General features: G+C 69.1%; 1 pseudogene. It reads left to right on the top strand.

The window, feature by feature from the left end:
- Positions 1 to 22 precede the first annotated feature (22 nt).
- A pseudogene (locus KSO97_RS17540) lies at positions 23 to 311 on the top strand (bifunctional 3,4-dihydroxy-2-butanone-4-phosphate synthase/GTP cyclohydrolase II); the annotation flags it as partial.

The raw sequence follows: 311 nt of genomic DNA, 5'->3' as shown, positions 1-311 counted from the left end.
CGCCGACGAGCACGGTCTGGCGATGATCTCGATCGAGGACCTGGTCCGCTGGAGGAGAACCCATGAGAACCTCGTCGAGCGGGTGGCCACGACCCAACTGCCGACGAAGTTCGGCGGCTTCACCGCCCACGGCTACCGGATCAGCACCGACGGCTCCGAGCACATCGCGCTCGTCTACGGCGATGTGACGGGTCCCGAGCCGGTGCTCACCCGGGTGCACTCGGAGTGCCCCACCGGCGACGTCTCCGGCAGCCAGCGCTGCGACTGCGGACCTCAGCTCGACGAGGCACTCGAGCGGATCGTCGCCGAGG

Origin of the sequence: Nocardioides sp. R-C-SC26, assembly GCF_021246465.1 — a bacterium.
GTDB lineage: Bacteria > Actinomycetota > Actinomycetes > Propionibacteriales > Nocardioidaceae > Nocardioides.
Note: the sequence above shows the minus strand (reverse complement) of the source record. Positions and strands in the feature narration are given on the sequence as shown.